This is a genomic window from Pseudomonas sp. S2_F03, from assembly GCF_054668335.1.
Window position 1 is genome coordinate 3457281 of the sequence record NZ_CP162759.1, and the last position, 24958, is coordinate 3482238.

Sequence of the window (24958 nt, forward strand, 5' to 3'; positions counted from 1 at the left end):
CCATGGCTGGATGTTCATGTCTGTCGGCCTTTTGCCCGGAGTAACGGTGAGATTGCGGCTTTTCAATTGGGATATTGGAGCTGACCGTGTAGTCCTTGCGCCAAAGCGGTAGCTAAGCAATGCCGTGGACTACTACACTCGGTCATTCCTGGATACACGGAGGTTTTGACATGCGGCGCGTGGTGTTTAATCAAAAAGGTGGCGTGGGCAAGTCCAGCATTGCCTGCAATCTGGCGGCGGTCAGCGCCAGCGAGGGCTATCGCACCCTATTGGTGGATCTCGATGCCCAGGCCAACTCCACTCAGTACCTGACGGGGCTCACCGGTAATGACATCCCGATGGGCATTGCCGATTTCTTCAAGCAAACCCTTTCCTCCGGTCCGTTTTCGAAGAAAAACCAGGTCGATATCTACGAAACACCGTTCGACAACCTGCACGTGGTCACCGCCACTGCCGAGCTGGCAGATTTGCAGCCCAAGCTTGAAGCCAAGCACAAGATAAACAAGCTGCGTAAGTTGCTTGAAGAGCTTGGGGAAGATTACGACCGGATCTACCTGGATACGCCGCCCGCACTGAATTTTTATGCGGTATCGGCCTTGATTGCCGCGGATCGTGTATTGATCCCTTTCGATTGCGACAGCTTCTCGCGTCAGGCGTTGTACGGTTTGCTGGCGGAGATCGAAGAATTGAAGGAAGACCACAACGAAGGCCTGGAAGTTGAAGGCATCGTGGTCAACCAGTTCCAGGCCCGCGCCAGCCTGCCCCAGCAAATCCTCGACGAGTTGATCGCCGAAGGCTTGCCGGTCCTGCCGGTGTATCTGGCCAGTTCAGTGCGAATGCGCGAATCTCACCAGGCCAACACGCCGCTGATCCACCTTGACCCCCGGCACAAGCTGACCCAGCAATTCGTCGAACTGCACGCGCTGCTGGAAAATGCTTGACCCCAGCTAGTGCCACCGAGCAAATGTGGGCGTGAGCAGGCTCCCACATTTGATTCGAACTGGTTTAAATCCCCTGGCTACGCAACCAGCTCATCAATTGAGGTAACGGAAAAGCCCCGCTCTGGCGCGCCACTTCCCGGCCGTTCTTGAACAGAATCAGGCTCGGAATCGAGCGAATCCCCAACTGCGCCGACAACTGCTGGTTTGCCTCGCTGTCCAGTTTCGCCAGCCGGCACTTACCTGCCAATTGCCCCGCTGCCTGCTCGAACACCGGCGCAAACGACTTGCACGGCCCGCACCAGTCCGCCCACACGTCAACCAGCAACGGCAGGTCGCCTTTGATCTGGCTGGCGTAATCGCCTTGCTTCAATTCAAACGGCTTGCTCAGCAAGACCTCGGCCTTGCAGCGACCGCACTTTGGATGATCGTTGAGGCGCTCGGCGGGGATGCGGTTGAGGCCGTTGCAGTGGGGGCAGGGGATGAGGAGTGGGTCGGTCATGGTTGGCTCTGAGTTGGACAGTCTATGTGCCAGTTCTGGAGTCGAGCATCGCGTTTATCAAGGCTGTAACGTGTAGTCCTTAGCTTTCTTCAGTTGCGGACAGGGACTACATGTATTGACTCTCCTGCTGATATACGGCGAAAAATTACACCTTTAGTCTTTTCCGCAGCAGTTTCGAACTGGCGATTTTACTTTGGAGTCCTTTGTACCAATGACGGCTAGATCCCCTCAGCGTTTTTCAATCCTAGAGCTCCTAACCAACGCCAAGCGCATCAAAACTCTAAATGTCGAGACTGCGTTTGCGCGAGACGGAGGCTTTGTGGGGCTTGAAGATGTTTGGCGTGACCTGAGTTTCGATCAGAGTCAGAAGCAGGAAAGCGCCATACGTGAAGCCTTGTTGACTCACGACGAACAACTGATCTCCAAATGCTTGCCCCACTCCGGCGGCCGTTCGGCATAACTGTCCATTCCCGGCTGTTCCTCGAACGGATTGCTCAGCACGGTGTGCAGCCGACGTACCTCTGAATAGTCGCCGCTCTCTGCCGCATCAATGGCTTTCTGCGCCAGATAGTTACGCAGGATGTACAGCGGATTGACCGCATGCATCCTTTGGCGACGCTGTTGCTGATCGGCTTCGCCTTCGCGGGCTACCCGGGCGACGTAACGCTCGCCCCAGGCATCGAACCCCTTGATGTCGACGAAGTCATCGCGCAAGCGGGCGACCGCCTGTTCCGGGGACTCTTCCCCGAGGCGGCGGAAGAACAGGGTGTAATCGACGCCACTGTTCTGCATCAGTTGCAGCAGGTGCTCGAGTAGCTTCTGGTCATCGTCTTGCGCGGTGGTGAAACCGAGGCGGCGGCGCATCAGGTCCAGATAGTGGGCCTGGAACAGCGGCAAATACAGGCCGAGGGTTTCGCGCAGGGCCTCGACGCTGATGAACGGTGTCAGGGCCTGGGCCAGCGCGCTGAGGTTCCATTGACCGATCGGCACCTGATTGCTGAAGGAGTAGCGACCCTGGTCGTCGGAGTGGTTGCAGATGAAGTTGGCATCAAAGTCGTCGAGGAAGGCGAAGGGGCCGAAGTCGAAGGTGATGCCGAGGATCGACATGTTGTCGGTGTTCATCACCCCGTGACAGAAGCCATAGGCCTGCCACTTGGCGATCAGTTCGGCGTTGCGCTCGACGATTTCACGGAACATCGCCAGGTAGGGTTCCGGCTGTTCCAGGCATTCGGCGAAATGCATGGCCAGCACATGTTCACCGAGTTCTTTCTGCATTTCGGGACGTTTGGTGTAGTAGAAATATTCGAAATGCCCAAAGCGCACGTGGCTTGGCGCCAGGCGCAGGACCATCGCGGCGCGTTCCTGTTTCTCGCGCCAGACCGGCGTGTCGGAGCCAACAACGCACAGCGCGCGGGTGGTCGGGATGTTCAGGGCATGCAGCGCCTCAGAGGCGAGAAACTCGCGGATCGAAGAGCGAAGCACCGCTCGTCCATCACCCATGCGCGAAAAAGGCGTCTGGCCGGCACCCTTGAGGTGCAGGTCCCAATGCTCGCCGGCCTGGTTGTACACCTCGCCCAGCAGCAGGCCGCGACCGTCGCCCAGTTGCGGGTTGTAGGAGCCGAACTGATGACCGGAATACACCATCGCCCTCGGCACCGCGTCAGCCCAGAGCTTATGGCCGCCGAACAGTTCGGCAAACTCTGGTGTGTCGGCCGCGGCCGGGTCGAGATCAAGCAGCGCCATGGCCGCAGGGCTCGCAACCACGAGGCGCGGGTTGTCGATGGGCTCGGGCAGCACATGGGCGGAAAACGTATCGCCCAAGCGGGCGAAACGATTATCGAAGGTCAGTTCGTCGAGGGCTTTCAACGGCCATCTCCAGCAGAATGTCCGAGCATTCTGCTAGGGATAAGCCGGTTAGTCGAGCTTGGCGGCCGGTGGTTCCTGGGGCGGTTGGCCATCGACCAGCGGCACGATGGTTTTCGCTTCCGGTTCGATCGGCACCATCTTGTATTCCTGGCCCTGAAGGTTCTTGAGGTAAACCTCCATCTGCCGGAACGAGATGTTGATGTGCTGCTTCTTGAACTCGCGGTTGATGAAGCGGTTGACCTCGTCGAGCACAGGATTTCGGTCGCCAAGGTCGCGCACGTGCATGCGCAATTCATGGTCGAGGGTGCTTTCACCGAAGTTCAGGAAGTACACGTGCGGTTCCGGATCCTTGAGCACGCGCGGATTATCGCGGGCAGCCTTGAGCAGCAGCTCCTTGACCAGGTCCAGGTCCGAGCCGTAATCGACGCCGAGCTTGAGCGTTACCCGGGTGATGGTGTCGGTCAGCGACCAGTTGATCAGTTGCCCGGTAATGAACGTCTTGTTCGGGACAATGATGTCCTTGCGGTCGAAGTCGGTAATGGTCGTGGCGCGGATGCGGATCTTGCTGACCGTGCCTGAGAGGTTGCCGATGGTGATGGTGTCGCCGATCCGTACCGGGCGCTCGAACAGGATCATGATGCCGGAGATGAAGTTCGCAAAGATCTCCTGCATCCCGAAACCCAGGCCGACCGAAAGCGCTGCCACCAGCCATTGCAACTTGTCCCAGCTCACGCCGAGGGTCGACAGGGTCGAGACGAAACCGATCCCGGCGATCACGTAGGACAGCAGCGTGGTCGTGGCATAGGCGCTGCCTTGAGCCAGATTCAGCTTCGACAACACAAACACTTCCAGCAAACCTGGCAAGTTGCGCGCCAGGGCGAAGGTGATGCCGATGATGATCAACGCACCGAGCATGTCGCCGATACTGATCGGCACCATGCTCATGGCCGCGCCAGTGCCGCTGGTGTATTCGTAGAGGGTGATGTTGTCCAGGTACGAGAACACTGAAATCAGGTCGGACCAGGCCCAGTACAACGCCCCGATGAAGCCGCCGAGCAGTGCCAGGCGGATCAGTCGCAACGATTGTTCGTTGACCTTTTCTATGTCCAGTGTCGGCTCTTCGATCACCGCTTCGCCGTCACCGGCCTCTTTCGCGGCCTGGCGTTTGGTCAGGGCGCGCTGGTAAGCCAGGCGGCGTGCCGCAACGCTGAGGCCGCGCACGAAGGTGGCTTCGATGACCAGCCAGAACATCAGCAGGTAAAGGGTATTGATCAATCGATCACTGAGTTTGAGCGCGGTGTAGTAGTAGCCGAAGCACACGGCCACGAACAGCGCGACCGGCAAGGCGGTGAACAGAATCCCCAGCAGTTTTCGGAACAACGAAGCGTTTTCATGCGTCGGGCTGCGCATCAGCAAGCGGCTGAGCAGCCAGGCCATCAAGGCGTAGCAGATCAACACCACCGGCATGCCCAGCACGTCGTCCGCCAGCGTTGCCGGTTGCAGCTCGGCAACCGCCACCACCGCCACCAGCGCCATCACTACCACACCGAGGCGACGGATCCAGCCCCGAAGGAATTCGACCTGAGGTTTCTCCCAGCGGAAATGCAACTCAGCCACGCCACCCGGCGCGAGGATCCGGTAGGCGGTGTAGAACACCAACCAGGCCTGTGCCATTTGCAACAGCGCTGAACCCATGTTGGCGTTCTGCCCGCGGGCATCGATTTGCAAGGCGAGGCCGCACAAGGCCAGGCCGAGCGCGACCGGCAGCGCCAGCAAAATATTGACCAGAATGGCCTGAGGCGTATGCCACTGGCTGTCGCGCTTGAAGTGGCCGATGTCCTTGTGAACCTTGTTCAGTCGGGCATACAAGCTTTTACGTCGCCACAACAGGGCGCCGATCAGCAGCACCAGCGGCAGAAACAGCAGCGGTCGTTGAATCAGGCCATCGCTCAACTCGATCAGGCTGGACGTCCACGGCAAGGTCATGACCTGGCGTTGTAACCGCTCCGGAACGGCGCGTATCCATTCCAGATCCAGCGGCTTGTTGCTGGGGATCCAGAACATTTGCTCATCGAGCGTCGCCCGCAGGCTTTGCGCGGTACTCAACAGTTGTTTCTGATTGAGTTGCAGGGTGATGGATTCATTGAGCACGGCGCTCAACTCACGGTTCAGCCGCTCCAGCAGGTCGGCGCGGGTGTTGGCCAGTTCCAGCAGGCTCTTGCGCAGTTGCGGGGTGACTTGTTCCGGTGGTTGGCTCGCCAACAGGTTATCGACGTAAGTCGCCGGGTTGCTCAACAGTTCGCGTTGTTGGCTGACTTCAAATTGATAGAGGCGAATGTCGGCGATCTGATCGGCGAGGTTACGGTCGAGCCTCAAACGCGGCAGGGACTGCTTCTGTTTGTAGAGAATCTTGGAGAGCAGCAGGCTGCCCTTGAGCACGTTGATTTGCTCGTCCAGGGCCGAATCGCTTTGGGTTACGTTGTCCAGTTGCTGTTTGGTTTGCAGGTTTTGCTGGGTGACTTCGTTGAGTCGGTCCGTGCTTTTGAGCAGGTAGTCGGAGAGCTTCAGGTTGGCCGCGCTTTCGCTGGCCAACAGGCTGCTGCCACCGGATTTCTGCGCCTCGATGGATTGCTGGGTCACCGTTTGCTGGGACTGAGCCAGGCGTTTCTGGTTGATCAGGGTTTGCAGCTCCTGGATTTCTTGATCCAGGCGATCGGATTTTTCCGACAGTAAATCGTGCTGGCTGTTGCCCAGGTCCTGCAACTGACTGTTGCCGGCCAGTTCCTGGCGACGCAGCGGAATCAGCGCATTCAGTGCCGCGAGTTCGGCATTGAGCAAGTCGCGCTGTTCGCCGCTCAAGGTTTTGCCCGCGTCCTTGCCCGCCTTGAGGATGTTGTTGATCTGCTGGATTCGGGTCTGGCTGGCAGAAATCTCGGCTTGGGCACGCTCGGGACGTGTCTGGGCGGTAATGACCAGACTGTTGGCGTCGGACAGGGCTTTTTGCAGGTCGCTTTGCTGGGTCGAGCGCTCAGTGAGCATTTGTTCGAGTTGCGGGATCGACAGGTTGGCGAAGCGTTGGGCCACAGGTTGCGGTTTGGTGGCCTTCAGACGAGCCAGTTCACGCTGATTTTCGATGTTCTGCTTTGGCGCGGTAGCCAACTGTTGCTTCAAATCGGCCAGTTTTTGTTCGTTGTCTTGCCGGTTGTTGAGCTGGGTGAGCGTGTTCTGCAGCGTGGCTTGCAACGCTTTTTGATCGGCTTCCGGCAGCTTGCGGTCGGCGATCTTGTCCAGGCTCGCTTGCACGGCTTCGCTGGTCGGCGGCTCGGCCGCTTGCAGCGTGCCGATGGAGAGGCTCAGGCCCAGCAGGGCCAGGATGAAAAAGTTACGCAGGCTTGACATAGAGACCGATCGAAAACGAGACGAAGAGTGGAGTTTAGAGGAAGAGTCCCGGACCGGGGCGACTTCCTTCGGGGAATCTGACGCCCACTTTGCCGATCTTGTTCCCTTCCATGACCGCGACGGTCCAAATGGTGTTGTTCCACTCCACCTGGTCACCGACGACAGGCGCGCCCCCCACTTTCTGGGCGATGAAGTGGCCGAGCGACATGCCCGGATCGATGCCTTCGACTTTCAACCCGTACAGCGCCGCAACCGCGCCCAGTTGGGCATCTCCTTCGAGGACGAAGTCGCCGAAGAAGCGCAAATCCAGACCTCGCTGCGGCGCCTGGCTGAAGAGTTTTCCGAGGGCCGGCAGGTTGTGTTCATGGCCGATTACACAGAGCAAATCGTCGACTTCGAGCACCGTACTACCCGACGGATGGAGCAATTGCTGGCCACGAAACAGGGCCGCGATCCGCGTGCCTTCGGGCATTTTCAGTTCACGCAGGGGCGAGCCGATGCACCATTTCTCGGCGCCGAGGCGATAAATGAACAGCTCCCACTCGCTGGTGACATGCACTTCCAGAGCTGAGCGCGAGATCGGTGCGGGCTCTGGTGGCACCGTCACTTTCAGCAGCTTGGCAATCCACGGCAGGCTCGTGCCCTGCACCAGCAGTGACACCAGCACGATAAAGAAGGCCAGATTGAAATAGAGCTGGGCGTTGGGCAGGCCGGCCATCAGCGGGAACACCGCCAGAATGATCGGGACCGCGCCGCGCAAGCCAACCCAGGAAATAAACGCCTTTTCGCGACCATGGAACGCCTTGAACGGCAGCAAACCGACCAGCACCGACAGCGGCCGGGCGAACAGAATCATCCACAGCGCCAGACCCAGGGCGGGCAGGGCGATCGGCAGCAGATCATGCGGTGTGACCAGCAGCCCCAACACCAGGAACATGCCGATCTGTGCCAGCCATGCCATACCGTCGAGCATGTGCAAAATGCCGTGCCGGCTGCGCACCGGGCGGTTGCCGATGACCAGGCCACACAGATAAACCGCCAGGAAGCCGCTGCCATGCAGGGCGTTAGTCAGGGCAAACACGACCAGGCCACCGGCAATCACCAGAATTGGATAAAGACCGTTGGCCAGGTTGATGCGGTTGACCAGTTGCAGCATCAGCCAGCCGCCGCTGAGGCCGACGACGGCACCGATACCGAACTCGCGCACGAAGTGCGCCAGCAGGCTCCAGTGCAGGCCGGTCTCACCGCTGGCGAGCATGTCGATCAGGGTCACGGTGAGGAACACCGCCATCGGGTCGTTGCTGCCGGATTCGATTTCGAGGCTGGCGGTGACCCGCTCGTTCAGGCCTTTGCCACCCAGCAGCGAGAACACCGCCGCGGCATCGGTCGAGCCGACAATCGCGCCGATCAGCAGGCCCTGAATGATGCTCAGGTTAAACAGCCAGGCCGCGACCATGCCGGTCAACGCGGTGGTAATTAACACCCCGACGGTGGCCAGCGACAGCGCCGGCCACAGCGCAACGCGGAAACTCGCGACCCGGGTGCGCAAGCCACCGTCGAGCAGGATCACCGCCAGCGCGAGGTTGCCGACCAGATAAGCCGTGGGGTAGTTATCAAAAATAATGCCGCCACCGTCGACACCGGCGGCCATGCCCACGGCCAGGATAATCACCAGAATCGGGATGCCGAGGCGGGACGAAAGTGAACTCACCAGAATGCTCGCACCTACCAGCAACGCGCCGATCAGAAACAGGCTGTTGATGGTGATTGCATTCAAAGGCAGTACTCCAGAGACGGAAAGGCGGGCGCAAACTGACCATGCAGTCTGCGTGCCAGCGATTCTAACCTGTTGAAATGTGATGCTGTCAAAAAGGTTTTTGCATGGGTACGCCGCGATGGCAAGACTAACCCTGTAGCAGCTGGCGCAGCCTGCGTCTGGCTGCGCAGCAGTCGTCAAATGGTCATTCGTGGTCTGTCTGGCAGATCCGGTAGCCAGAATCACGACTGCTTCGCAGCCGAACGCAGGCTGCGCCAGCTGCTACAAGGAGCGGTGTGTTGGCTGTTACAGGCTAAACCGTCCAACCATGTTGTTCAGGTCCAGCGCCAATCGCGACAACTCATTACTTGCCGCGCTCGTCTGGTTGGCCCCGGTCGCCGACTGCACCGACAAATCACGGATGTTCACCAGGTTGCGGTCCACTTCGCGGGCCACTTGCGCCTGTTCTTCAGCGGCGCTGGCGATGACCAGGTTGCGTTCGTTGATTTCGACGATCGCGCTGTTAATGGTGTCCAGCGACAGACCGGCACCGCGAGCAATATTCAACGTCGACTCGGCGCGCTCGGTGCTGTTACGCATCGAATCCACGGCGTGTTCGGTGCCGCTCTGGATGCTGCCGATCATGCGTTCGATCTCGCTGGTCGACTGCTGGGTGCGATGCGCCAGGGCACGAACTTCATCTGCAACCACCGCGAAACCACGCCCGGCCTCACCGGCGCGTGCCGCTTCGATGGCCGCGTTCAGGGCCAGCAGGTTGGTCTGGTCCGCCAGGCCCCGAATCACGTCCAGCACTTTGCCTATGTCGCGGGATTCGTTGGCCAGGTCGCCGATCAGCGTCGCGGTGCTCTGCACATCGGCGCTCATGCGTTCGATGGCGCTGACGGTTTCCTGCACCAGGTCACGGCCGTCACCCGCCGAAGTGGTGGCGTTTTTCGAGGCTTCGGAGGTGCTCACCGCGTTGCGTGCCACTTCTTCCACGGCACTGGTCATTTCGTTGACCGCGGTGGCCGCCTGCTCGATTTCGTTGTTCTGCTGGGTCAGGCCGCGAGCGCTTTCGTCAGTCACACTGTTGAGTTCTTCAGCGGCCGACGCCAGTTGAGTGGCCGAGCCGGAAATCCGCTGCAGGGTGTCGCGCAGCTTGTCTTGCATCTTCGCCATGGCGGCCAGCAAACGGCCGGCTTCGTCTTCGCCGTCGACCGTGATCGGGCGAGTCAGATTGCCTTCGGCAATGCCTTCGGCCGCGCTCAGGGCATTGGCGATCGGCTTGGTGATGCTGTGGGTCAGCAGCCAGGCGAACAGCACAGTCAGGCCAGTGGCGAAGACCAGCAATGTAATCACCAGGGTGAAGGCCGAGTCGTACTGGTCGGCCGCTTGCTGGTTGGTGTCGACGGTTTGCTGGGTGTTGATCTCCAGCAAACGGTTGAGCACGGTGTTGACTGCTTCGGAGTTGGTCAGCAAATCGGTGTTGAGCAAGGTGCGCAGTTCATCCACCTGATTGTTGCGCGACAGGCTCTTCATGCGGTCTTCGATCTGGCGGTACTGGCCGAGCAACTGCACATATTGATCGTAGGCGGCACGCTCCTGCGGGCTGCTGATGAGCTTTTCGTACGTCGACTGGGCGGTACGGATCTGCTGATTGCGGGTTTCCAGCAACTCCATGGTTTTCTGCTGGACGTCCGGCTCGCGATTGACCAGCAAGCGGTACGACAACACGCGCAGGCGCAGGGTCAGTTGAGTGAATTCGTCGAGGCTTTTGATGCTCGGTACGCTGCTGGACGTGATGTCCTCGGCGGCGCCACGAATCTTGCTCATCTGGTTCAAGGCGAACACACCCAGGATCAGCATCAAGCCGCCAATCAAGGCAAAACCGAGGAACGCCCGTGGCGCGATATTCATATTACGAAGGGACATGGCGTTTACCGAATTGAGCGCGCCCGTGCGGCGCTGAAGCTGACGTATGAGTGACTTATCGGTCATGCGACTAAAGTCTTGAGTCCCTGCGCGTTTTTGTCGCACAAAGGCCTTGATTGACGAAGTGCAGGAACCACATTCGCCAATCACAGTCTCTACTGCTCGCGAGGAAGGTCGCCCGCCAGGAAAATCAAGGCCTTGCGCCTGAATAACCCTGGCATCTGTGGTGACTTTTCTTTATCGTACGCGCCCTTTGAAAATGCTCGGAAAATCAAAATGTTGGAAGCATCCCTAAGCCAATTGGAACAGCTGGTAAACGACCTGGTGCAACAGAACCAGGCACTGCTGGGCACCAACCAGACCCTGAGCGCGGAACTGGCTCAGGCCAAGGATGAAAACGAAAGCCTGCAGTTGAGCCTGATGGAACAGGAAGAGAAACAAGGCGCCACCGCCGCACGCATCCAGGCCCTGGTTGAGCGCGTCAGCGCTGGCCCAGTCAGCGCATGAGTGTGGGCGCCGCAGGGGTAAAAGTCGTCTCGATCCTGGGGGAGGACTATTCGATCAAGGCGCCGGCCGGGGAAGAGCAAACCCTGCTGGACGCCGCAATGATGTTGAAGGCTGCTTTGGCCGACACCAAAAGAAAGTACCCGACGCTGATCGGTGACCGCCTGTTGGTACTGGCCGCCATGAATCTGTGCTCGCAGCAGATCGAAATGAAAAAGCAGCACAAGCAGGAACTCGACCGTTACCAAGAGCAAGTCAGCGCCACGGTTGAAGTGATTTCCAAGACGATCAATCAGGCCTGATCGGCTTTGCGCACAACCAAAGAATAAATTGTCGTTTGCGTTGTATACAATCGGCACGGCTGTTGCAGTGTTTCAGCCTCTTATTCTTTGGGGGTGCTCCATGCAGTTCTGGCGACGCAGTATTCAATGGCAATTGATCCTGAGTATGGGCAGCGCGTTGCTGGTCAGTATTCTGATCGTAGTGGGCATCTATACCCTGGTGGTCAATCGACTGGCCCAGAACTATCTGGTCGAGCAAGCCTTGCCGTCGAGCATCGAAGCGATGCGCAACGACATCGAGCGCATCCTCGTCCAGCCCCTTACCGCCGCCAAGGACATCGCCAGCAACAGCATGGTGCGCGGCTGGCTGGCCGGGGGTGAAGACAGTGCCCAGGCCGGCACGTTTACGACCTATCTCGAAGGGATTCGCGCCGAGCACAAAGCCTTTACCGCAATTATTGTCGGCACCGCCTCCAACCATTACTTCACCGAAAAAGGCCTGGATCGGACCCTCAGCCGTTCCAATCCGAAAGACGCCTGGTTCTACTCATTTCTCGACAGCAACCAGCCGCGCACCCTCAATATCGATAACGACACGGCGACCGGAGAATTGGCGCTTTTCATCGACTTCAAAGTCGAGCAGGCCGGTAAAGTCGTGGGCGTTGCCGGGCTTGGCCTGAGCATGAAAGAGCTGTCGGAGCTGATTCACAATTTCAGTTTTGGTGAGCGCGGCAAGGTCTATCTCGTGCGTTCCGACGGTTTGATCCAGGTCCATCCTGAAGCGCAATTCAGCGGCAAACGCACGCTGGCTGAGCAGATTGGCGAGTCAGCAGCGCAAGCCGTCATTGGTCAAAAAGCCGCCACAACCAACAGTTTTACCCGGGACGGCGAAGACTTTCTCGCTTTAAGCCTGCCGCTGCGGGATCTGGGCTGGACCCTGGTGGCCGAAGTGCCGCAATCGCAGATTTACGCCGAAGCCCGCCGTGCCATGTGGATGAGCAGCGGCATCGGCCTGGCGGTGGCGCTGGTGTGCCTGTTATTGGTGGTTTTGCTGGCTCGTGGGCTGGTGCGGCCGATTCGTCAGGTAACAGCGGCACTGGTAGCCATCGGTAGCGGTGGTGGAGATTTGACCCACCGGCTGGATGCCAGCCGCGCGGATGAGCTGGGTGATCTGGCGCGCGGCTTCAATCGCTTTCTCGACAGTCAGCGCGACATGATCGGTGAAGTGCTGACCACCAGCGAGCGTCTGCGCACTGCGGTCGGGCAGGTGGCGCGGGTGGTGGACAACACCGCCGAACGTTCCGGGCGCCAGCAGGAAATGACCGACATGGTTGCCACCGCCGTCCATGAAATGGGCCTGACCGTGCAGGAAATTGCCCAGAACGCTGGCAATGCCGCCGTCGCCTCACAAAATGCCCGTGACGAAGCGATGCAGGCGCGGGAAGTGGTCGGCGGGTCTATCCGGCATATAGAAAGCATGTCCGATGAAATCGGCATTGCTGCCGGCGCGGTGGGCGAGTTGGCCCATCAGGTCGCGTCTATCGATCAAGTGCTGGCGGTGATTCGCGGGATATCCGAACAGACCAATTTGCTCGCGCTTAACGCCGCCATCGAAGCGGCGCGAGCCGGTGACATGGGCCGCGGATTTGCAGTGGTGGCGGATGAAGTGCGCACATTGGCGCGGCGCACTCAGGCCTCCACCGATGAAATTCAGCAGATGATCGGCTGCCTCAAACAGGGCGCCGAAAACGCGGTGTCATCGATGCATTCCGGGCAAGCCGCGACGGGCACGGGTGTTGAGTCGAGCCAGCGCACCGGGGCGTCGCTGACGGCAATTACCGGGCAGGTGGAGCGCATCAGCGACATGAACCATCAGGTGGCGACTGCCACGGAAGAGCAGTCGGCGGTGACCGAAGAGATCAACCGCAACGTGCAGGGGATTTCTGATTTGGCTCGCGCGACCGCCGGGGAAGTCAGGGCGTGCCGTGAAGACTGTCAGACGCTGCAGCGCCTGGCGGATGATCTGGCGCGGCAGATGGGTGGGTTCAGGCTCAGCTGACAAATGTATCGCCTGCACTGACGCCTTCGCGGGCAAGCCCGCTCCCACAGGTTTTAGCGTATGACACAAGATTCTGTTTCAACGCTGACCCTGTGGGAGCGGGCTTGCCCGCGAATGGATTTCAGCAACACAACCAGCCTCCGGTTAAAACCACTCATCCTGCATGCCCAGGCACACATCATCCCGCGCCTCAAGCAACGCCAACTCATGGTGGCAACCCGGTACTTCCCAGGTCAGGAAGTACCGCGCCGCTTGCAGCTTGCCTTTATAGAAGCTGACATCCGCTGCGTTGCCCTTGGCCAAGCCTTCCTCGGCGCGGATCGCCTGTTCCAGCCAGCGCCAGCCAATCACCGTGTGCCCAAACACTTTCAGGTACAGCGCCGAGTTTGCCAGGCTGCTGTTGACCTTGCCTTGAGCCAGGTCGGTCAGCAGGCCGATGGTCACGGTTTGCAGGCGCGCCACCAATTTTTCCAGCGGCTCACGCAGCGCGGTAAGCGATTCAAACGCCTGCGCGCGCTCGGCGGTGTCGGCAATCAAGCGGATCAATTGCTTGAGCCCGGCGCCACCGTTCTGCGCCAGTTTGCGCCCCAGCAAATCCAGCGACTGAATGCCGTGAGTGCCTTCGTGAATCGGGTTCAGGCGGTTGTCTCGGTAGTACTGTTCCACCGGGTATTCACGGGTATAGCCGTGGCCGCCGAGAATCTGGATCGCCAGTTCGTTGGCCTTCAGGCAAAACTCCGACGGCCAGGATTTGACGATAGGCGTCAGCAAATCCAGCAGCTCATGGGCCTGCTTGCGCTCGGCTTCCGTCTCGAGCGTGGTGGTGTCGTCGAACAATCGCGCGGCGTACAACCCCAGGTCGAACGAGCCTTCGACGTAGGCCTTCTGCGTCAGCAGCATGCGCCGGACGTCGGCGTGGGCAATGATCGCCACGGGTGCGGTGGTCGGGTCTTTGTTGTCCGGCACGCGACCTTGCGGACGCTCGCGGGCATACTCCAGCGAATACAGATACCCGGCGTAACCAAGCATCACCGCGCCCATGCCGACGCCAATCCGCGCTTCGTTCATCATCTGGAACATGTAGCTCAAACCCTGGTGCGGCTTGCCCACCAGGTAGCCGACACAGTCACCGTTATCGCCGAAATTCAATGCGGTGGAGGTGGTGCCGCGCCAGCCCATCTTGTGGAACAGACCGGCCAGCAACACGTCGTTGCGCTTGCCGAGGCTGCCGTCATCGTTGACCAGGAACTTGGGCACGATAAACAGCGAAATGCCCTTCACCCCGGCCGGTGCGTCCGGCAGCTTGGCCAGCACCATGTGCACGATGTTTTCTGACAACGGGTGATCGCCGCCGGAGATGAAGATCTTGTTGCCCTTGAGTCGATAGGTGCCATCAGGCGCAGGTTCGGCGCGGGTACGAATATCCGACAGTGACGAGCCCGCATGCGGTTCGGTCAGGGCCATGGTGCCGAAGAAGCGGCCATCGATCATCGGTTGCAGGAAGCGGCGCTTCTGCTCCTCGGTGCCGAAGCTTTCGATCAGGTTCGCCGCGCCCATGGTCAAGAACGGGTACGAGGTCGACGCCGCGTTGGCCGATTGGAAGTGCGCGAAGCAGGCCTGGGACAGCAAGGTAGGCAGCTGCATGCCGCCGGCGTCGAAACTGCGCGCGGCGTTGAGGAAACCGGCTTCGAGGAAGGCGTCGACGGCGGGTTTCACCTCAGGAATCAGAATCGCTTGACCGTCCTCATAACGAGGCTCGTTTTCGTCGCCCTTGCGGTTGTGCGGGGCGAAAAACTTTTCGGCGATGCTGCGGGCGGTGCCAATGGCGGCATCGAAGGTTTCGCGATTGTGTTCGGCGAAACGCTCACGCTGAGTCAGGCCCTCGGCATCGAGGACTTCATACAGCTCGAAAGCCAGATTGCGGGAACTGAGCAACGTCTCGGACATGGCGGCCTACCTTTTATTGGGATGGGCCGAGTCTAGGCTTGCTGATAAAGGCTGAACAGGATGATTGATGCTGGTGATGTTTGAGTAGTACAGCGATTGAGCTGGCGCCAAAAACCACTGTGAGAGCGGGCTTGCCCGCGATGGCGGCAGATCAGTCAATATCAATGGTGACTGATACATCGCAATCGCGGGCAAGCCCGCTCCCACAGGGATTATTGCTAAACCGGACACCGTTGCAGGTGCCCGGTTTATCGGTTTTAGCCGATGGTCATCAAGCTCGCATTACCACCCGCCGCAGCGGTGTTAACGCTCAACGCACGCTCAATCACCAGACGTTCCAGTGCAATGTTGGTTTCGCCCTGAGACAAACCCTGAACACCGACAATGGCGCCCGCACGCTTGGCCACTTGCTGGCACACCGCACGCAGTTGATCGGAATGGCCGTGATGCAGAACCGCATCCAGCACCACTTCGTCTTTGTTCCAGTCGGACACCAGCTTGATCCGCGCCTGAACTTCCTTCGGCAGTCGTGCGAACAATGCCTTGCTCAGGTCAGTTTCCGGCCATACCGCCGAACCGCCGACAGCGAGGACCGCCGCCAGTTGAGTCAGCAGGTCGCCTTCGACTTCCGCCAGGCACAGCACGTGTTCGCGCGGCAGGATGGCGTAGCTGTTGCGCTCACCGGTCGGGCCCGCCAGTGTGCGGGTGATCCCGCTTTGCGATTGTGCTGCGTACTGCACGCACAGGGTGCTCAGGTCGGCAAACTTGTTGCCGTCAGCCCAGGCTTTCAGGGCGGTCAGCGGCTTGCTCATGGCATCACGCAGACGCACGTCCGGCGCAGCGATAGCGTCCCCACGAGCGAAGGATTGTTCGATTGCATCGGTAGGACGTGTCGACAGCAAACGGTACAGGTACAGCGGACCACCGGCTTTCGGGCCAGTGCCCGACAAACCTTCGCCGCCGAATGGCTGCACGCCGACCACGGCACCGACGATGTTGCGGTTCACGTAGACGTTACCGGCGTTGACGTTGTCGATCACCTTGGCGATGGTTTCGTCGATGCGCGTGTGCACGCCCAGCGTCAGGCCATAGCCGGAAGCGTTGATCTGACCGATCAGTTGATCGATGTCTTTGCGCTTGTAGCGAACCACGTGCAGTACCGGGCCGAAGATCTCGCGCTGCAACTCGTCAAAGCTTTCCAGCTCGATCAGGGTCGGCATCACGAAGGTGCCGCGTTTGACTTCTTCGCTGTTGGCGATGGCCACCTGGTATACGTTGCGACCTTTGTCGCGCATGGCCTGGATGTGTTTCTCGATGCCGGCCTTGGCTTCGGCGTCGATCACCGGGCCGATGTCCACGGACAGGCGCTCGGGATTGCCGAGGCGGCATTCAGCCATGGCACCTTTGAGCATTTCGATGACACGGTCGGCGGAATCTTCCTGCAAGCACAGCACGCGCAGTGCCGAGCAACGTTGGCCGGCGCTGTCGAAGGCCGACGACACCACATCAATCACAACCTGTTCGGTCAATGCCGAAGAGTCGACGATCATCGCGTTCTGGCCGCCGGTTTCGGCGATCAACGGAATCGGACGGCCCTGGCTGTCCAGGCGACCGGCAATATTGCGTTGCAGCAAACGAGCGACTTCGGTGGAACCGGTAAACATCACGCCTTTGACGCGATCATCGCCGACCAGGCCGGCACCGACGGTTTCGCCACGGCCCGGCAGCAGTTGCAGCACGCCTTCCGGGATCCCGGCTTCGAGCAGCAAACGCACGGCTTGAGCGGCTACCAGCGGGGTTTGTTCCGCAGGCTTGGCCAGTACCGGGTTACCGGCGGCCAGCGCAGCAGCCACTTGACCACTGAAGATGGCCAGCGGGAAGTTCCACGGGCTGATGCACACCACTGGACCCAGTGGGCGGTGGGCGTCGTTGGTGAAATCGTTGCGGGCCTGCACCGCGTAATAACGCAGGAAGTCCACGGCTTCACGCACTTCGGCGATAGCGTTGGCGAACGTCTTGCCGGCTTCGCGAGCCAACAGGCCCATCAGCGGCTGGATTTCGCCTTCCATCAAGTCGGCGGCACGTTCCAGAATCGCGGCGCGTTCAGCGGGCGGGGTGGCCTGCCAGATCGGCGCGGCGTTCAGGGCACACTGGATCGCGTTATCAACGTCATCGACGGTGGCTTCCTGAACATGGCCAACCACGTCACGCAGATCGGACGGGTTCAGCACCGGTGCAGGTGTTTCAGTGCTGGAGGCGCAACCGAGCATCGGCGCGGCTTTCCAGTGGTTGTGAGCGGTGGCCAGCAGCGCGCAGGACAAGGAGGCCAGGCGATGTTCGTTGGCCATGTCGATGCCGCTGGAGTTGGCGCGCTCGGCGCCATAAAGATCACGCGGCAGCGGGATACGCGGGTGCGGCAAGCCGAAGCCGCCTTCCAGCGTGGCCATCTGCTCGATGCTGGCCACTGGATCGGCCACCAGCTCCTGAATCGAAATCGACTGATCGGCGATACGGTTAACAAACGAAGTGTTCGCGCCGTTTTCCAGCAGGCGACGTACCAGGTACGCCAACAGTGTTTCGTGAGTACCGACCGGAGCGTACACGCGGCACGGACGGTTCAGCTTGCCTTCGGAAACTTTGCCTACAACCTGTTCGTACAGCGGTTCACCCATGCCGTGCAGGCACTGGAACTCGTACTGGCCAGGGTAATAGTTCTGACCGGCAATGTGATAAATGGCCGACAGCGTGTGGGCGTTGTGCGTAGCGAATTGCGGGTAGATGACTTCCGGTACCGACAGCAGTTTGCGGGCGCAAGCGATGTAGGAAACGTCGGTGTACACCTTGCGGGTGTAGACCGGATAGCCTTCCAGGCCTTCGACTTGGGCGCGTTTGATCTCGCTGTCCCAGTACGCGCCTTTTACCAGACGGATCATCAGGCGATGACGGCTGCGGCGAGCCAGGTCGATCACGTAGTCGATCACATACGGGCAACGCTTCTGGTACGCCTGGATCACGAAACCGATGCCGTTCCAGCCAGTCAGTTGCGGCTCGAAGCACAGGCGCTCCAGCAGATCCAGCGACAGCTCGAGGCGGTCGGCTTCTTCGGCGTCAATGTTCAGGCCGATGTCGTATTGCTTGGCCAGTAAGGTCAGCGACAACAGGCGCGGGTACAACTCGTCCATCACACGCTCGTACTGCGCGCGGCTGTAACGCGGGTGCAAAGCGGACAGCTTGATCGAAATGCCCGGGCCTTCATAAATCCCACGACCGTGGGACGCTTTGCCGATCGAGTGAATGGCTTGTTCGTACGAGGCCAGATACTTCTGGGCATCGTGCTCGGTGAGTGCCGCTTCACCCAGCATGTCATAGGAATAGCGGAAACCCTTGGCTTCGAACTTGCTGGCATTGGCCAAGGCTTCGGCGATGGTTTCGCCGGTGACGAACTGCTCGCCCATCAGGCGCATGGCCATGTCGACGCCCTTGCGGATCATCGGCTCGCCACTCTTGCCAATGATGCGGCTCAGCGACGAAGTCAGGCCGGCTTCGTTATGCGTGGCGACCAGTTTGCCGGTCAGCAACAGACCCCAGGTGGCGGCGTTGACGAACAGCGACGGGCTGTTGCCCAGGTGCGGCTGCCAGTTACCGGTGCTGATCTTGTCGCGGATCAGCGCATCGCGAGTGCCTTTGTCCGGGATGCGCAGCAGCGCTTCGGCCAGGCACATCAGCGCCACGCCTTCCTGGGACGACAGCGAGAATTCTTGCAGCAGGCCCTGCACGATGCCGGCACGGCCACCGGCACTCTTCTGGTTGCGCAGTTTTTCGGCAATCGAGGCAGCGAGCTTGTTGGTAGCTTCAGCCATGGCGACCGGCAGGCGAGCCTGTTCGATCAGCATCGGCACCACTTCCGGCTCGGGGCGACGGTAGGCGGCGGTGATCGAGGCGCGCAGTACCGATTGCGGCAGGATGCTTTCGGCGAATTCGAGGAAGCACTGGTGGGCGTGATCCAGAGGCGCATCGACGGTATCGTCGGAATCCTTGGTCAAACCGTTCAGCTCGGTCAGGGTTGCACCACCCTCGAGTTTTTCCAGGTAATTAAAGATTGCCTGCTTGATCAGCCAGTGTGGCGTGCGATCAATCGAGGACGCAGCGGCCTTGAGGCGCTCGCGTGTCGGGTCGTCAAGTTTGACCCCAAGGGTGGTGGTAGCCATATTTTTATCCTCATGTTTGCCACGACCGCGTGGCATCAGCTGGCGGCAAGATTAGCCGTGCAACTGTTGAGGTGCAACCGGGTGCAACCCTTTTTTTGCCGGAATAATAGGCAGCTCGTCAGGAAATAAATTCTGGTACGCCAGTGCTGCATCCAGTTGGTGCTTTTTAGAGCGGTCGACGTTCGTGCTTGCTCCGAAAAGGAGCAAAAGCGCTGCTTTTAATTATATTTCCGACTAGGTGCAACTTATTCTCAAAAAATGGGTTGCACCTTATTTGCTTTGTTGAATAGCATTCGCGCCCCAAGGTGCAACCCGTAAAAATACGGGTGCACCGGCTGATGGCTTTCCTGGGGAAACATCAGTCATAAATGCGCGGGACCCTGGATCGTCTGTCAAACGTCGTCGTTTGCGTGCGGTTCACCCACCGCCGCTACATAAAAACAAAGCCAGGGCGTAACTCAATGAGCGTAAGCAATCCAACCCTGATCACGTTCGTGATCTACATCGCAGCAATGGTGCTGATCGGCTTGATGGCCTATCGCTCCACCAACAACCTTTCTGACTACATTCTGGGCGGTCGCAGCCTGGGCAGCGTCGTGACTGCATTGTCCGCCGGCGCCTCCGACATGAGCGGCTGGTTGTTGATGGGCCTGCCGGGCGCCATCTACATGTCTGGTCTGTCCGAAAGCTGGATCGCCATCGGCCTGATCATCGGTGCGTACCTGAACTGGCTGTTCGTCGCCGGCCGTCTGCGTGTGCAGACCGAGCACAACGGTGATGCCCTGACCCTGCCGGATTACTTTGCCAGCCGTTTCGAAGATAAAAGCGGTCTGCTGCGGATCATCTCCGCGATCGTGATTCTGGTGTTCTTCACCATCTATTGCGCATCCGGCATCGTGGCCGGCGCCCGTCTGTTCGAAAGCACCTTCGGCATGTCCTACGAGACAGCGCTGTGGGCCGGTGCTGCGGCGACGATTGCCTACACCTTCGTTGGCGGTTTCCTGGCAGTAAGCTGGACTGACACCGTACAAGCCACGCTGATGATCTTCGCCCTGCTGCTGACGCCGATCATCGTGCTGCTGGCCACCGGTGGCGTCGACACCACGTTCCTGGCCATCGAAGCGCAGGACCCAAGCAACTTCGACATGCTGAAGAACACCACCTTCATCGGCATTATTTCGTTGATGGGCTGGGGCCTGGGCTACTTCGGTCAACCGCACATCCTGGCGCGTTTCATGGCGGCGGATTCGGTCAAGTCGATCGCTAACGCCCGTCGCATCTCCATGACCTGGATGATCCTGTGCCTGGGCGGCACCGTGGCTGTGGGCTTCTTCGGTATTGCCTACTTCTCGGCGCACCCTGCCGTGGCCATGCCGGTTTCTGAAAACCACGAGCGTGTGTTTATCGAACTGGCGAAAATCCTGTTCAACCCATGGATCGCCGGCGTGCTGCTGTCGGCCATTCTGGCTGCCGTCATGAGCACCCTGAGCTGCCAATTGCTGGTGTGCTCGAGCGCCCTGACCGAAGACTTCTACAAAACCTTCCTGCGCAAATCCGCTTCCCAGCTCGAACTGGTCTGGGTCGGCCGCGCCATGGTGCTGGTGGTTGCACTGATCGCCATCGCGTTGGCCGCTAACCCGGAAAACCGCGTACTGGGTCTGGTCAGCTACGCCTGGGCTGGTTTCGGTGCCGCATTCGGTCCGGTTGTCCTGATCTCCGTGATCTGGAAAGACATGACTCGCAACGGCGCACTGGCCGGCATCCTGGTCGGCGCGATCACCGTGATCGTCTGGAAACACTTCGAACTGCTGGGTCTGTACGAAATCATCCCTGGTTTCATCTTCGCCAGCCTGGCGATCTACATCGTCAGCAAACTGGGCACGCCGACTCACGGCATGCTGCAGCGTTTCGCTGCTGCCGAGGCAGATTTCCGCCTGAACAAATGATTGCGATGAGCTGATGCTCTGACCTTTTGCAGAACATGAAAACGGCCCGCTTCCTTTTGGAGGCGGGCCGTTTTTTTATGGCGCAGATCTCGTGCTATCGAAGTTCTAATGTGGGAGATTCTATGTTGCAGGGGAACCTTGCAGCCTTAAATTTGGCTGGTATTCGCTCTGGTTTTTCATGAGAGCGAATGCCACCCGGCATAGCTTGCGGGCGAGGATCACCAGGGCTTGGGTTTTTGCCAAGCCTCTGACGAGATAGGACTCATAGTACGGTTTCCAGGTGGCAGACCGACAAGCCGCCATCGCCGCGTTGTGAGCCAGGCGCCGCAGCTCCGTATCGCCTTTTTTGGACAGGTGGCGAGGGCTGTTCTTCTTGCCTGAATCCTTTGCTCGCAAGTCCATCCCCAAAAAAGCAATGAATGCATCGCCGTTGGCGAAGTGACCGCGCATGAATGCGGTCGCCAAGCCCATAGCCGTAAGCTCACCGATCCCCTCAATGGCTTTGCAGCGCTTGATGTTTTCGGTGATGCCTGCCTTTTTGCTGACTTTGTGCAGTAATTTCTGGATGGCTTGCTCCGCTTGTTTGAAGGACTTCAATTGCCGGGCCAATTCATCCTTCAGAAGCGGTTCACCTGACCAACTCAGCGTCATGCCCACACGCACATTGATAAGCTCTGCGCGTCTATGAAGCAGACTTTTCAACACCTTGTAGGCCTGCGGAGGTGGACTCCAGAGGCGCAGTCGATCCTGCTCGCTAGACAGGTAACGCGCGAGCAGGCGCGCATCACAAGGGTCGGTTTTCGCCCGTTGGCCAATGCTTTCGCGGTAGTGGCTCAGACGATAAGCATCCACAACGTAAACCCGGTGTCCCATTTCATGGGCCAGTTCGACCGTGTCCAAGTGGTAAATGCTGGTGGCTTCCAAAGCAATTGAGCTTTGCGCAGGCAGAGCTTTGAGCCAACGCCCAAGAGTCTCTCGGTCGTTGTTGATGTGTTGAGTGGTTTGCATGTCTTCGCGGTAAGCGACGATTTCGGCCTTGGCTACATCGATACCGATTACCGTTGGCGAGGTAAGGATTGTCATGACGAATCCTCGGAGCTAGGGTTTAAGGGCTTGTCGGGGTTTACCCTTGCGCTGGCTTGCCTCTATCGTCGGTTTTACCGATGAATTCCTTATCGGCGCTTCGGGTAGAAGGGGCGGGACGAGAAGTCTCCCACGGTCCGTACTGGCTAGAGTCGGAATCGAGCTTTTAGTCCCGCCCACCCCTTCAAGTCTAAACATACAAGCGAGCTTGCTCGCGATTGCGTCGGGTCTGTTGACATCAATGTTGAATGAATAACCGCAATCGCGAGCAAGCTCGCTCCCACAGGGATTGGTGGTGGTTTTGAGGGAGATGTCTGTAGCCAAACGCACTGATTCTTGAAGGACAAATCTCTAAAAAAAGCAGGGGAAATCTGATTTCCTTGTCCCGCCCTCAACACCCCTTGTCGCTCATGCAGAATCGCCCGCCTTCATTCTGCAGAGACACATCGGATGTTCGCGCCTGCCAATCAACCGCGTTTCACGTTGACCCTCGACGGCGTCCAGAATGAGCTCAAGGTCCTTGAGTTCACGGGCAAGGAAGCCATCAGCCAGCCCTACCGTTTTGACCTGGAACTGGTCAGTGACCGACCGGACATCGAGCTTGAAAGCCTGCTGCACCGTCAGGCGTTTCTGAGTTTCGATGCGCAAGGTAGCGGTATCCACGGTCAGATTTTTCGGGTCGGCCAAAGCGACTCCGGGAAACGTCTGACGGGCTACCAAATCAGCCTGGTTCCACGACTGGCTTACCTCGGACAGCGCATCAATCAGCGGATCTTCCAGCACCAAAGCGTGCCGGCGATCATCGCGCAGGTGCTCAAGGACCATGGCATCCAGCGCGATGCTTTCGAGTTCCAACTGGGCAGTGAATACGCCCCTCGCGAGTACTGCGTGCAGTACGCCGAAAGTGATCTGGCGTTCATTCAGCGGCTTTGTGCGGAGATCGGTATTCACTACCACTTCCAGCACAGCGCCGACGGGCATCTGTTGGTGTTCGGTGATGATCAGACCGTTTTTCCTCGGCTGCCCGAGCCGACGCTCTACCTGCCGGGCAGCGGCATGGCGGCGGATGCGCCGGCCATCAAGCGCTTCAACGTGCGTCTGGAAACCCGCACCACAGCGGTTGCCCGTCGCGATTACGACTTTCGGAAACCGCGCCTGCAACTCGAAAGCCGTCTCGACAGCGAACAGCGCCCGGTGCTGGAGGACTACCACTTTCCCGGCCAATTCATTGATCGCGAACATGGCAAGCAACTGACCCAACGCGCACTCGAACGCCACAACGCGGACTTCCGTCAGGCTGAAGGTAAAGGCGACGATTCGGCGCTGGTTTGCGGACATTTCCTGCACCTCGCCGAGCATCCACGTCAGGCATGGAACGACCTCTGGCTGATCACTGAAATCGAACATCGCGGCCGCCAGCCGCAAGTGCTGGAAGAGTCGGCCACCAGCGATGACCCGGATGATTTTCAGGGCTATCGCAATACGTTTCTAGCGACGCCGTGGGACGTTTCGTTTCGCCCGCCGCTGGGGCCGCAAAAGCCTCGCATGCTTGGCTATCAACCCGCCGTGGTCACCGGCCCGGCCGACAGCGAAATCCATTGCGACGAGTTCGGGCGGGTCAAGGTTCAGCTCGCCTGGGACCGCGACGGTCAACTTAACGAGCATTCCAGTTGTTGGCTGCGCGTTGCGACAGGCTGGGCGCATGACCGTTATGGCAGCGTGCTGATCCCGCGCGTCGGCATGGAAGTGCTGGTCGGGTTCATTGACGCCGATGCTGACAATCCACTGGTGATGGGTTGCCTGCCCAACGCAGCGACCCCGGTGCCGCTGGACCTGCCCGCCGACAAGACCCGAAGTATTTTCCGCAGCCAGAGCAGTCCGGGTGGCGGCGGCTACAACGAATTGCGCATCGAGGATCGCAAAGGCGCCGAGGAAATCTACCTGCGCGCCCAGCGAAACTGGACTCAGCACGTATTGAATGATCAGCAGGTGCAGGTCGATAACCAGCGCAGCATCGTCGTCACCGGCACGGCTCGCCATGAGATGAAGGCCGACGAGCAGCGCATCACCCACGGTCAGCGCCAGGCTGAAGTGAAGCTCGATGATCATTTGGTGGTGGCGGGCGACCGACACATCCGCGTGACCAGCCAGGCGCTTAGCGCGAGCCAGCAATTTCACGTCAGCGCCGGCCAGCAAGTGGTGATCGACGGTGGTGCCAGCGCGACGATTCAGGCAGGTGGGCAGTGGATCAACATTGGCCCTGGGGGGATTTTCAGCAGCGTGCCGATTCAGGTGGGCGGGGCATTGATGCCGGCGATGGCGGCTGCAACGGCGTCGCTGGATGCACCGCTGAAACTCGCCGCCGCACCGGCAGCAGTGTTGAGCGCGGCACAGATCATGAGCCTGAAAAGCGATGCGCTGTTTTGCGAGGAGTGCGAGCGCTGCAAGGAGGGGGGTATGTCCGACGCCGAGCACGCAAACCCACTCCCCAAAGTCCTCAGCCCGGCCGGCGCCTTCCAGCATTGAGCCGGGCTTTC

General features: G+C 59.4%; 14 protein-coding genes and 2 pseudogenes. 7 read left to right on the forward strand and 9 right to left on the reverse strand.

Features of this window, described 5'->3' with window-relative positions; all coding sequences use genetic code 11:
• The first annotated feature begins 170 nt into the window (after positions 1–170).
• Positions 171–941, forward strand: a complete 771-nt coding sequence (locus AB4N76_RS16255; protein ID WP_046031134.1) for a ParA family protein — start codon at positions 171–173, stop codon at positions 939–941.
• A 64-nt stretch (positions 942–1005) separates the two neighbouring features.
• On the opposite strand, the gene trxC is transcribed toward AB4N76_RS16255, so the two are convergent.
• The 6 genes and pseudogenes from trxC to AB4N76_RS16285 form a co-directional block, all read right to left on the reverse strand.
• Complete coding sequence (trxC, locus tag AB4N76_RS16260) at positions 1006–1440, reverse strand: thioredoxin TrxC (RefSeq protein ID WP_077432334.1); 435 nt, start codon at positions 1438–1440, stop codon at positions 1006–1008.
• A 402-nt stretch (positions 1441–1842) separates the two neighbouring features.
• The gene (gene selO, locus AB4N76_RS16265; protein WP_077432335.1) at positions 1843–3306 is read right to left on the reverse strand and encodes a protein adenylyltransferase SelO; all 1464 of its coding nucleotides are present in this window, start codon (positions 3304–3306) and stop codon (positions 1843–1845) included.
• Between the two features lie 48 nt (positions 3307–3354).
• Positions 3355–6705 (reverse strand): mechanosensitive channel MscK, encoded by a 3351-nt coding sequence (gene mscK / locus AB4N76_RS16270; RefSeq protein ID WP_046031131.1) that lies wholly within the window; start codon positions 6703–6705, stop codon positions 3355–3357.
• A 34-nt stretch (positions 6706–6739) separates the two neighbouring features.
• Positions 6740–8482 carry a potassium/proton antiporter gene (locus tag AB4N76_RS16275; RefSeq protein WP_046031130.1) on the reverse strand — a complete coding sequence of 581 codons (1743 nt, stop codon included), beginning with the start codon at positions 8480–8482 and terminating at the stop codon, positions 6740–6742.
• 285 nt (positions 8483–8767) lie between these two features.
• Positions 8768–9640: a methyl-accepting chemotaxis protein gene (locus AB4N76_RS16280; protein ID WP_371916747.1), complete on the reverse strand. Its 873-nt coding sequence runs from the start codon at positions 9638–9640 to the stop codon at positions 8768–8770.
• 30 nt (positions 9641–9670) lie between these two features.
• A pseudogene (locus AB4N76_RS16285) lies at positions 9671–10459 on the reverse strand (MCP four helix bundle domain-containing protein); the annotation flags it as partial.
• 210 nt (positions 10460–10669) lie between these two features.
• Between AB4N76_RS16285 and AB4N76_RS16290 the strand changes: the two are divergent.
• The 4 genes and pseudogenes from AB4N76_RS16290 to AB4N76_RS16305 all read left to right on the forward strand — a co-directional run bounded on the left by AB4N76_RS16290 (position 10670) and on the right by AB4N76_RS16305 (position 13237).
• Complete coding sequence (locus AB4N76_RS16290; protein WP_027922060.1) at positions 10670–10900, forward strand: hypothetical protein; 231 nt, start codon at positions 10670–10672, stop codon at positions 10898–10900.
• Positions 10897–11199, forward strand: coding sequence for a cell division protein ZapA (locus AB4N76_RS16295; protein ID WP_046031129.1), 303 nt, complete (start codon positions 10897–10899; stop codon positions 11197–11199). The genes AB4N76_RS16290 and AB4N76_RS16295 overlap by 4 nt, the downstream gene beginning before the upstream one ends.
• A 262-nt stretch (positions 11200–11461) precedes the next feature.
• Positions 11462–12325, forward strand: a pseudogene (locus tag AB4N76_RS16300) (cache domain-containing protein); the annotation flags it as partial.
• A gap of 204 nt (positions 12326–12529) precedes the next feature.
• Positions 12530–13237 (forward strand): methyl-accepting chemotaxis protein, encoded by a 708-nt coding sequence (locus AB4N76_RS16305; RefSeq protein ID WP_460164617.1) that lies wholly within the window; start codon positions 12530–12532, stop codon positions 13235–13237.
• Positions 13238–13381: 144 nt separating this feature from the next.
• Here the strand turns inward: AB4N76_RS16305 and AB4N76_RS16310 are convergent, their stop codons facing one another.
• Both AB4N76_RS16310 and putA read right to left on the reverse strand, forming a co-directional pair.
• The gene (locus AB4N76_RS16310; RefSeq protein ID WP_046031127.1) at positions 13382–15184 is read right to left on the reverse strand and encodes an acyl-CoA dehydrogenase; all 1803 of its coding nucleotides are present in this window, start codon (positions 15182–15184) and stop codon (positions 13382–13384) included.
• Positions 15185–15441: 257 nt separating this feature from the next.
• Positions 15442–19392, reverse strand: coding sequence for a trifunctional transcriptional regulator/proline dehydrogenase/L-glutamate gamma-semialdehyde dehydrogenase (gene putA, locus AB4N76_RS16315; protein WP_460163250.1), 3951 nt, complete (start codon positions 19390–19392; stop codon positions 15442–15444).
• Positions 19393–19853: 461 nt separating this feature from the next.
• Here putA and putP point away from each other — a divergent pair, with 461 nt between their 5' ends.
• Positions 19854–21338 carry a sodium/proline symporter PutP gene (gene putP / locus AB4N76_RS16320; protein WP_046031125.1) on the forward strand — a complete coding sequence of 495 codons (1485 nt, stop codon included), beginning with the start codon at positions 19854–19856 and terminating at the stop codon, positions 21336–21338.
• A 120-nt stretch (positions 21339–21458) separates the two neighbouring features.
• Here the strand turns inward: putP and AB4N76_RS16325 are convergent, their stop codons facing one another.
• Complete coding sequence (locus tag AB4N76_RS16325; protein ID WP_046031124.1) at positions 21459–22421, reverse strand: IS110 family transposase; 963 nt, start codon at positions 22419–22421, stop codon at positions 21459–21461.
• A gap of 450 nt (positions 22422–22871) precedes the next feature.
• Here AB4N76_RS16325 and AB4N76_RS16330 point away from each other — a divergent pair, with 450 nt between their 5' ends.
• Positions 22872–24947: a type VI secretion system Vgr family protein gene (locus AB4N76_RS16330; RefSeq protein WP_460163251.1), complete on the forward strand. Its 2076-nt coding sequence runs from the start codon at positions 22872–22874 to the stop codon at positions 24945–24947.
• Positions 24948–24958 lie beyond the last annotated feature (11 nt).

What these genes read in the sequence shown, in the direction of transcription:
- AB4N76_RS16330 (WP_460163251.1), top strand. Translation starts at nt 22,872, where the DNA reads ATGTTCGCGCCTGCCAATCAACCGCGTTTCACGTTGACCCTCGACGGC.
- AB4N76_RS16255 (WP_046031134.1), top strand. Translation starts at nt 171, where the DNA reads ATGCGGCGCGTGGTGTTTAATCAAAAAGGTGGCGTGGGCAAGTCCAGC.
- AB4N76_RS16305 (WP_460164617.1), top strand. Translation starts at nt 12,530, where the DNA reads ATGGGCCTGACCGTGCAGGAAATTGCCCAGAACGCTGGCAATGCCGCC.
- AB4N76_RS16295 (WP_046031129.1), top strand. Translation starts at nt 10,897, where the DNA reads ATGAGTGTGGGCGCCGCAGGGGTAAAAGTCGTCTCGATCCTGGGGGAG.
- putA (WP_460163250.1), bottom strand. Translation starts at nt 19,392, where the DNA reads ATGGCTACCACCACCCTTGGGGTCAAACTTGACGACCCGACACGCGAG.
- AB4N76_RS16290 (WP_027922060.1), top strand. Translation starts at nt 10,670, where the DNA reads ATGTTGGAAGCATCCCTAAGCCAATTGGAACAGCTGGTAAACGACCTG.
- mscK (WP_046031131.1), bottom strand. Translation starts at nt 6,705, where the DNA reads ATGTCAAGCCTGCGTAACTTTTTCATCCTGGCCCTGCTGGGCCTGAGC.
- trxC (WP_077432334.1), bottom strand. Translation starts at nt 1,440, where the DNA reads ATGACCGACCCACTCCTCATCCCCTGCCCCCACTGCAACGGCCTCAAC.
- AB4N76_RS16280 (WP_371916747.1), bottom strand. Translation starts at nt 9,640, where the DNA reads ATGGCGAAGATGCAAGACAAGCTGCGCGACACCCTGCAGCGGATTTCC.
- AB4N76_RS16310 (WP_046031127.1), bottom strand. Translation starts at nt 15,184, where the DNA reads ATGTCCGAGACGTTGCTCAGTTCCCGCAATCTGGCTTTCGAGCTGTAT.
- putP (WP_046031125.1), top strand. Translation starts at nt 19,854, where the DNA reads ATGAGCGTAAGCAATCCAACCCTGATCACGTTCGTGATCTACATCGCA.
- AB4N76_RS16325 (WP_046031124.1), bottom strand. Translation starts at nt 22,421, where the DNA reads ATGACAATCCTTACCTCGCCAACGGTAATCGGTATCGATGTAGCCAAG.